Source organism: Dyella sp. EPa41, from assembly GCF_016586165.1.
Lineage (GTDB): Bacteria > Pseudomonadota > Gammaproteobacteria > Xanthomonadales > Rhodanobacteraceae > Dyella.
Genome location: NZ_BCPR01000035.1, coordinates 40,909 through 47,748, shown reverse-complemented (window position 1 = coordinate 47,748; position 6,840 = coordinate 40,909). Strand labels below are relative to the sequence as shown.

Annotated in this window: 7 protein-coding genes; all 7 read left to right on the top strand. The window is 65.1% G+C overall.

Going from position 1 to position 6,840, the window contains the following annotated elements:
• Window positions 1–1,392, top strand: a 1,392-nt coding sequence (locus JMF82_RS12695; RefSeq protein WP_201314933.1) for a KUP/HAK/KT family potassium transporter, incomplete at its 5' end; no start/stop codon positions are given.
• Window positions 1,393–1,492: 100 nt separating this feature from the next.
• The gene (gene ruvB / locus JMF82_RS12690; protein WP_201314932.1) at window positions 1,493–2,539 is read left to right on the top strand and encodes a Holliday junction branch migration DNA helicase RuvB; all 1,047 of its coding nucleotides are present in this window, start codon (window positions 1,493–1,495) and stop codon (window positions 2,537–2,539) included.
• Window positions 2,532–2,963 carry a tol-pal system-associated acyl-CoA thioesterase gene (ybgC, locus tag JMF82_RS12685; RefSeq protein WP_201314931.1) on the top strand — a complete coding sequence of 144 codons (432 nt, stop codon included), beginning with the start codon at window positions 2,532–2,534 and terminating at the stop codon, window positions 2,961–2,963. Before ruvB ends, ybgC begins: the two co-directional genes overlap by 8 nt.
• Before the next feature lie 27 nt (window positions 2,964–2,990).
• Window positions 2,991–3,680 (top strand): protein TolQ, encoded by a 690-nt coding sequence (gene tolQ / locus JMF82_RS12680; RefSeq protein WP_201314930.1) that lies wholly within the window; start codon window positions 2,991–2,993, stop codon window positions 3,678–3,680.
• Window positions 3,681–3,958: 278 nt separating this feature from the next.
• A complete protein-coding gene (gene tolR, locus JMF82_RS12675) occupies window positions 3,959–4,396 on the top strand; it encodes a protein TolR (protein ID WP_201314929.1) in 438 nt (145 codons plus the stop codon).
• Window positions 4,393–5,334 carry a cell envelope integrity protein TolA gene (tolA, locus tag JMF82_RS12670; RefSeq protein ID WP_201314928.1) on the top strand — a complete coding sequence of 314 codons (942 nt, stop codon included), beginning with the start codon at window positions 4,393–4,395 and terminating at the stop codon, window positions 5,332–5,334. The genes tolR and tolA overlap by 4 nt, the downstream gene beginning before the upstream one ends.
• Before the next feature lie 11 nt (window positions 5,335–5,345).
• Window positions 5,346–6,662 carry a Tol-Pal system beta propeller repeat protein TolB gene (gene tolB / locus JMF82_RS12665; RefSeq protein ID WP_201314927.1) on the top strand — a complete coding sequence of 439 codons (1,317 nt, stop codon included), beginning with the start codon at window positions 5,346–5,348 and terminating at the stop codon, window positions 6,660–6,662.
• Window positions 6,663–6,840: the final 178 nt, after the last annotated feature.

Here is a 6,840-nt window from a genome sequence, read left to right as displayed (position 1 = left end):
GGCACCGAGCGGGTAGGCCGGTTGTTCGGTCCGGTGATGGTGGTGTGGTTCATCGTGATCGCGCTGCTCGGCGTGCACATGATTGCGCGCAACCCGCATGTGCTGTGGGCGCTCAATCCGGTCTACGGCCTGAAGTTCTTCGTCAGCCACGGGCTGCAGGCCTTCATCGCGCTGGGTGGCGTGGTGCTGGCGCTGACCGGCGCCGAGGCGCTGTATGCGGACATGGGCCACTTCGGCAAGCGGCCGATCCGCTTTGCCTGGTTCAGCTTCGTGCTGCCTGCGCTGGTGCTCAATTATTTCGGGCAGGGCGCGTTGCTGCTCGATCATCCCGAAGCCATCGACAATCCGTTCTTCAAGCTCACGCCCGCGCCGCTGCTCTATCCGATGATCGGCCTGGCCACCGTGGCCACGGTGATCGCATCGCAGGCGGTCATTTCGGGCGCGTTCTCGATGACGCGCGAGGCCATGTCGCTGGGCTATTCGATGCGCATGCCCGTGGTGCACACCTCGCGCGAGATGTCCGGCCAGATCTTCGTGCCGTGGGTCAACAATTTCCTGCTGGTGATGGTGCTGGCGGCCGTGCTCGGTTTCCGCAGCTCGGAAAACCTCAGCGCGGCCTACGGCATCGCGGTGACCGGCACCATGACGATCACCACCATCCTTGCGTTGATCGTGGCGCGCCGCCAGTGGAACTGGAGCCTGTTCACCGTCATCTTTGCCGGCCTGCTGCTGCTGACCATCGACCTGTCCTTCCTGGGCGCCAACTTGATCAAGATCGAGTACGGCGGCTGGTTCCCGCTGGTGCTGGGCGTGGGCATCTTCATCGTGATGACCACCTGGCGCCGCGGACGCGAGCTGGTGGTGCGCGAAATCAAGCAGTCGGGCCTGGCGCTTGAGCCCTTCATCGAGAACATCGCCGAACACCCGCCGCTGCGCGTGCCGGGCACGGCCGTGTTCCTCACCGCCAACCAGCACGCCGTGCCTCATGCGCTGCTGCACAACCTCAAGCACAACAAGGTGCTGCACGAGCGCAATGTGCTTTTGACGGTGGAGATGCTGGAAATCCCCACCGCCGATCAGGGCGAGCGGATCGAGATCAGCGAGCTGGGCGGCGACTTCTTCGGCCTGGCGCTGCGCTTTGGCTTCGCCGAGGATCCCAACATTCCGCTGGCCCTGTCCAAGTGCTCCAAGGTGGGCCTGCCGTTCGACATGATGGACACCACGTTTTTCCTGTCGCGCGAGACCATCATTGCGGATGCCCGTCGCCCCGGCATGGCGCTGTGGCGGGACAAGCTCTTCGCCTTCATGGCACGCAATGCCCTGCCGGCCACGGCGTTCTTCCAGATTCCGGGCAACCGCCTGATCGAGCTGGGCGCACAGGTCGAGATTTGAGCCGGGAATCGGGAATCGGGAATCGGGAATAGGGAATGGGTAGAATGGCCGTGTTTGGCCGATTCCCTATTCTCGATTCCCTATTCCCTGCATCCAGGCCATGACCGAACACCGCATCGTTACCACCGCGTCCCAGCTGGACGATGAGGCCCTGGAAGCCTCCATCCGTCCGAAACGGCTGGCCGAGTACCTGGGCCAGCAGGCGGTGCGCGAACAGCTGTCGATCTACATCGAGGCGGCCAAGAAGCGCGGCGGCGCGCTCGACCATGTGCTGATCTTCGGCCCGCCGGGCCTGGGCAAGACCACGCTCAGCCATGTGATCGCCAACGAGCTGGGCGTCAACCTGCGCTCGACCTCCGGCCCGGTGCTGGAGCGGGCAGGGGACCTTGCGGCATTGCTGACCAACCTCGAACCGCACGACGTGCTGTTCGTGGACGAAATCCATCGTCTCTCGCCGGTGGTGGAGGAAGTGCTCTATCCGGCGATGGAGGATTTCCAGATCGACATCATGATCGGCGAGGGCCCCGCGGCCCGCTCGATCAAGCTCGACCTGCCGCCTTTCACGCTGATCGGCGCCACCACGCGCGCCGGCCTGCTCACCGCGCCGCTGCGCGACCGCTTCGGCATCGTGCAGCGTCTGGAGTTCTATACGCCCGACGAGCTCACCGCCATCGTGCGGCGCTCGGCGCGCATCCTGGGCATCGCCTGCGAGCCGGAGGGCGCGCAGGAGATCGCTCGTCGCTCGCGCGGCACGCCGCGCATCGCCAACCGCCTGCTGCGCCGCGTGCGCGACTATGCCGAAGTGCGTGCCGGTGGCCAGATCACCCGCGATGCCGCGCGCGCCGCGATGGACATGCTCAAGGTCGACGCCGAGGGTTTCGACGAACTCGATCGGCGGCTGCTGTCCACCATCATCGAGAGCTTCGATGGCGGCCCGGTAGGCGTGGAGTCGCTGGCCGCGGCGCTCAGCGAAGATCGGGGCACGCTCGAAGACGTGGTCGAGCCCTACCTGATCCAGCAGGGCTATCTGGTGCGCACCGCGCGCGGCCGCATGGCCAGCGCCAGGGCGTGGCGCCATCTCGGCCTGACGCCGCCGCGCCAAGCCGGTTCCGCCGATCTCTTCACTGCCGACAATGCCGATGTCTGATCATGCAGCCGTGCCCGCCGCCGACCCGTTCCAGTGGCCGGTCCGCGTCTATTGGGAAGACACCGATGCGGGCGGGGTGGTCTACCACGCCAGCTACCTGCGTTTCATGGAGCGTGCCCGCACCGAGTGGCTGCGAGGCATGGGCATCAGCCAGTCGGCCGTCAAGGAATCGACCGGCCTGGCCTTCCTCGTCCGCGAGATGCAGATCGACTTCCTCCGGGCGGCCCTGCTGGATGATGAACTGTCGGTAAGCGTTGAAGTCAAAGAGCGGCGCGCAGCCAGTATCCTTTTCGCCCAAACGATCCGCCGGGCGGACGGCGTGGAGCTGATCCGCGCGAAGGTGCGCGTGGCGTGCGTCGACGTCAACCGCATGCGTCCGGTGCAGATTCCGGCCGACCTCATCCCCGGCCTTCCCCCTCAATAAGCACGTGCGCTGGAGAACCTTCGAGCAATGAACAGTGGAGTCAACATTTTCAAGCTGATCGCCGAGGCGAGTGTCCTGGTGCAGGCGGTCATGCTGGTGCTGCTCGTGTTCTCGTTCCTCTCGTGGGTGATCATCATCCGCAAGCACGCGCAGCTGAAATCCGCGATGGAAGAGGCCGAGGGCTTCGAGGAGCGCTTCTGGTCCGGCGCCGATCTGGCCCAGCTGTTCCGCGAGGTGAGCAACCGCGGCGCCGGCAACGGTGGCATGGAGACGGTGTTCGAGTCGGGCTTCCGCGAGTTCGTGCGCCAGCGCCAGCGCAAGACGCACGACATGCGCATCGTCATCGAAGGTTCCGAGCGCGCCATGCGCGTGGCCGGCACCCGCGAGATCGGCCGCCTGGAACGCAACCTCGAATTCCTCGCCAACGTCGGCTCGATCAGCCCGTACGTCGGCCTGTTCGGCACCGTCATCGGCATCATGGGTGCGTTCCAGGGCCTGGGCGAAATGAAGGACGTCACCATCGCCGTGGTGGCCCCGCACATCTCCGAAGCGCTGATCGCCACCGCGATGGGCCTGTTCGCCGCGATCCCGGCCGTGTGGGCCTACAACCGTTTCGCCAACAAGGTCGAGCGTGTCGCCTCCCGCTACGAGGTGTTCCAGGAAGAGTTCTCCTCGGTGCTGCAGCGGCAGATCCAGACCGACGACCCGACGGCTTGAGGAGAAGAGCCTGACTATGGCCTTCACGTCGCCCGCGTTGAGTCCGAATGCCCGGCTGGGTGTGGTGCGTGGCGCCGCAGCTGACTGGCTGTCAGGTCAAGACGCGCGTCGCACCCAGCCGGGCATTCGGGCTCAACCCTTCGGGCCGGGTCTGTTTGCCCGCCATCCTGCGTCATCACTCAGTCGTGTATCGACATACATTCCATCGTTCTTCCTTGGCTTGCGCGCAAACAGATCCCGGCGCGGGCAACGTGAAGACCATAGTCAGGCTCTAAACGATGCGTAGCTCTGCGCGCCACAAGCGCTTCAAGCTCAAGTCCGAGATCAACGTCGTTCCCTACATCGACGTGATGCTGGTGCTGCTGATCATCTTCATGGTCGCCACGCCCATGCTCAACGCCAACGTCGACGTGAACCTGCCGCAGGCCAATGCCAAGTCGCTGCAGGACAAGAAGGAACCCGTGATCGTGTCGGTCGACCACAACGGCCAGCTCTATCTCACGCTCGGTACCGAGAAGAAGCAGCCGATCGATGCCCAGACCATGCAGGCCAAGGTGGGCGCCTTCGTGAAGGCGAACCCCGAGGTCAGCGTGCTCGTGGCCGGCGACCGCGACGGCAAGTACGACGGCGTGTACCAAGTGCTGGCCCAGCTGCAGCAGGCCGGCGTGGCCAAGGTGGGTCTGATGAGCCAGCCGGAGTCGGGCAGCAAGAAATGAGGGCCGACTCGCCGAAGGGCACATCCAAGGCGGTCGTACTTTCCGCCGTCCTGCATCTGGGCATCGTGGGCTTCCTCGCCCTCGCGGTGATCCCGTGCTCGTTCTACGAGGGCCTGTTCGAAACCCTGCACCTGCCGGCGAGCTGGAATCCGATCACCTGCGCCAAGCCGATCGAGCTGCCGGGCGAAATCATCGAGGCCACCCTGGTCGGCCCGACCGGCGCGCCGCCGCCGAAGGCGGTCAAGGTGAAGCCGGTGCCCGACACCGTGCCCCCGCCGCCGACCGTGCCGCCGCCGCCGGTGCCCGAGGCGCCCAAGGTGAAGACCTTGCCGCCGCCGCCCGAGCATCCCGACACCAAGGACCAGGAAAAGGTGGTGGCCGATGCCTTGCAGAAGGCCGAGGACGCCAAGAAGGAGCAGGAAGAGAAGCAGCGCCAGCGCGCCGCCGAACTGGACGCCCAGGCGGCCAAGCAGAAACAGGAAAAGCAGAAGCAGCTCGATGAGCTGTTCGCCAAGATGGACGCGGCCGACCAGCAGACCAAGCGGGCGGACAACAAGGCCAAGCAGGCCAAGCAGCAGATGGAAGACCTCAAGAACGCCCAGGACAATGGCCTGGCCAACGTGCCCAATGCCGCCCAGCGGCAGACCGGCAACAACGGTCCCGATGCCGGCCTGCTGGCGCAATATTTGGCTGCGATTCAGAACGCGGTCACGCAGAATTGGTTACGCCCGGATAACATGCCGAGCACGCCGTGCATCGTGCACATCGTGCAGCTGCCGGGCGGCGACGTGATGAGCGCCAAGGTCGACTCGAGCTGTCCGTACGACGAGGCCGGTAAACGCTCCATCGAAAACGCCGTGCTGCGCGCACAGCCCTTGCCCTACAAGGGTTTTGAGACTGTATTCCAGCGTCAGATCGATTTCACTTTCAGGCCGTAGTGATGAAGCCCATGTCCAAACTGAGCTCAAGCCTCGCTTTTGTCCTGCTCGCCGTGGCCGCGTTGGTCGCTGGTCCGGCGGCAGCACAATCCCTCAACGTTGAAATCACCAAGGGCGTAGTGACCGCCACGCCGATCGCGGTGGTCCCGTTCGCCCAGGCGGGCGGTGCGCCGCTGCCCACCGACGTGGCCGACGTCATCCGCAACGACTTCAACCGTTCGGGCAAATTCCGTTCGCTGGCCAAGAGCGAGATCGTCGAGACCCCGTCCAAGGGCTCGGACGTCAACTTCGCCACCTGGCGCCTGCTCAAGCAGGACTACCTCACCATCGGCCGCATCAGCGATGCCGGTGGCGGCATGCTGCGGGTGGAATATGAGCTGTGGGACGTCAACAAGCAGCAGAGCCTGCTGGCCCAGGCGTACACCGCGCCCGCCGGTGACCTGCGCGGCGTGGCCCACCAGATCGCCGATGCGATCTACGAGAAGATCACCGGCGTGCGTGGCGCCTTCTGGACCCGCATTGCGTACATCACCGCCGTGGGCCTGGGCAACAACACCACCTATTCGCTGATCGTGGCCGATTCGGATGGCTACAACCCGCAGGTGGTGGCGCGTTCGCGCGAGTCGCTGCTGTCGCCCTCGTGGTCGCCGGATGGCCGCAAGATCGCCTACGTGTCGTTCGAAAGCGGCAATTCGGCCATCTATGTGCAAGACATTACGACGGGTTCGCGCCAGCTGATCTCGGCCCGCGCCAAGGGCATCAACGGCGCGCCGGCCTGGTCGCCCGACGGCAGCAAGCTCGCGCTGGCGCTGTCCTACCAGGGCAATCCGGAGATCTACGTGATGGACGTGGGCTCCCGCGCGGAGACCCGCCTCACCAACAACCTGGCCATCGATACCGAGCCGCGCTGGACGCCGGACGGCCAGGGCATCATCTTCACGTCCGACCGCTCCGGTCGCCCGCAGCTCTACCAGATGCCTGCCGGCGGCGGCGGCGCGGACCGCATCACCTTCCAGGGCCAGTTCAACGCCAACGCCTCGATCAGCTATGACGGCAAGCAGATCGCCATGGTGCAGGGCAACGGGAACGTGTATCGTATCGCCATTATGGATCGCAGTCTGGGTGGGCAGGTGCGCTTCATCTCGCCGGGTCCGATCGACGAAACCCCGAGTTTCGCGCCCAACGCCAGCATGCTGTTGTATGCCGCCTCCGAAGGTCGACGTGGTGTCCTCTACGCCGTATCGGCCGATGGTCTTGTGCGGCAGCGTCTCGTGTTGGCCGACGGCGATGTTCGCGAGCCGGCCTGGGGTCCCTATCGTCAACGTTGACCAGTTCATGCCCTGGCGCGCGAGCGTCAGGGTCATGTGATCCGGGCGTGAAGCCATAAACGTCACAATCCGGGTCAAAACAGCTTGCCGGCCGTGGCAATCCGTCGCGGCTGGCGGGTCAGGTGGTTGCGAGACAGCGCACCGCCGGCAGCAAAAATGTCAAAATAACAGCCGGTTC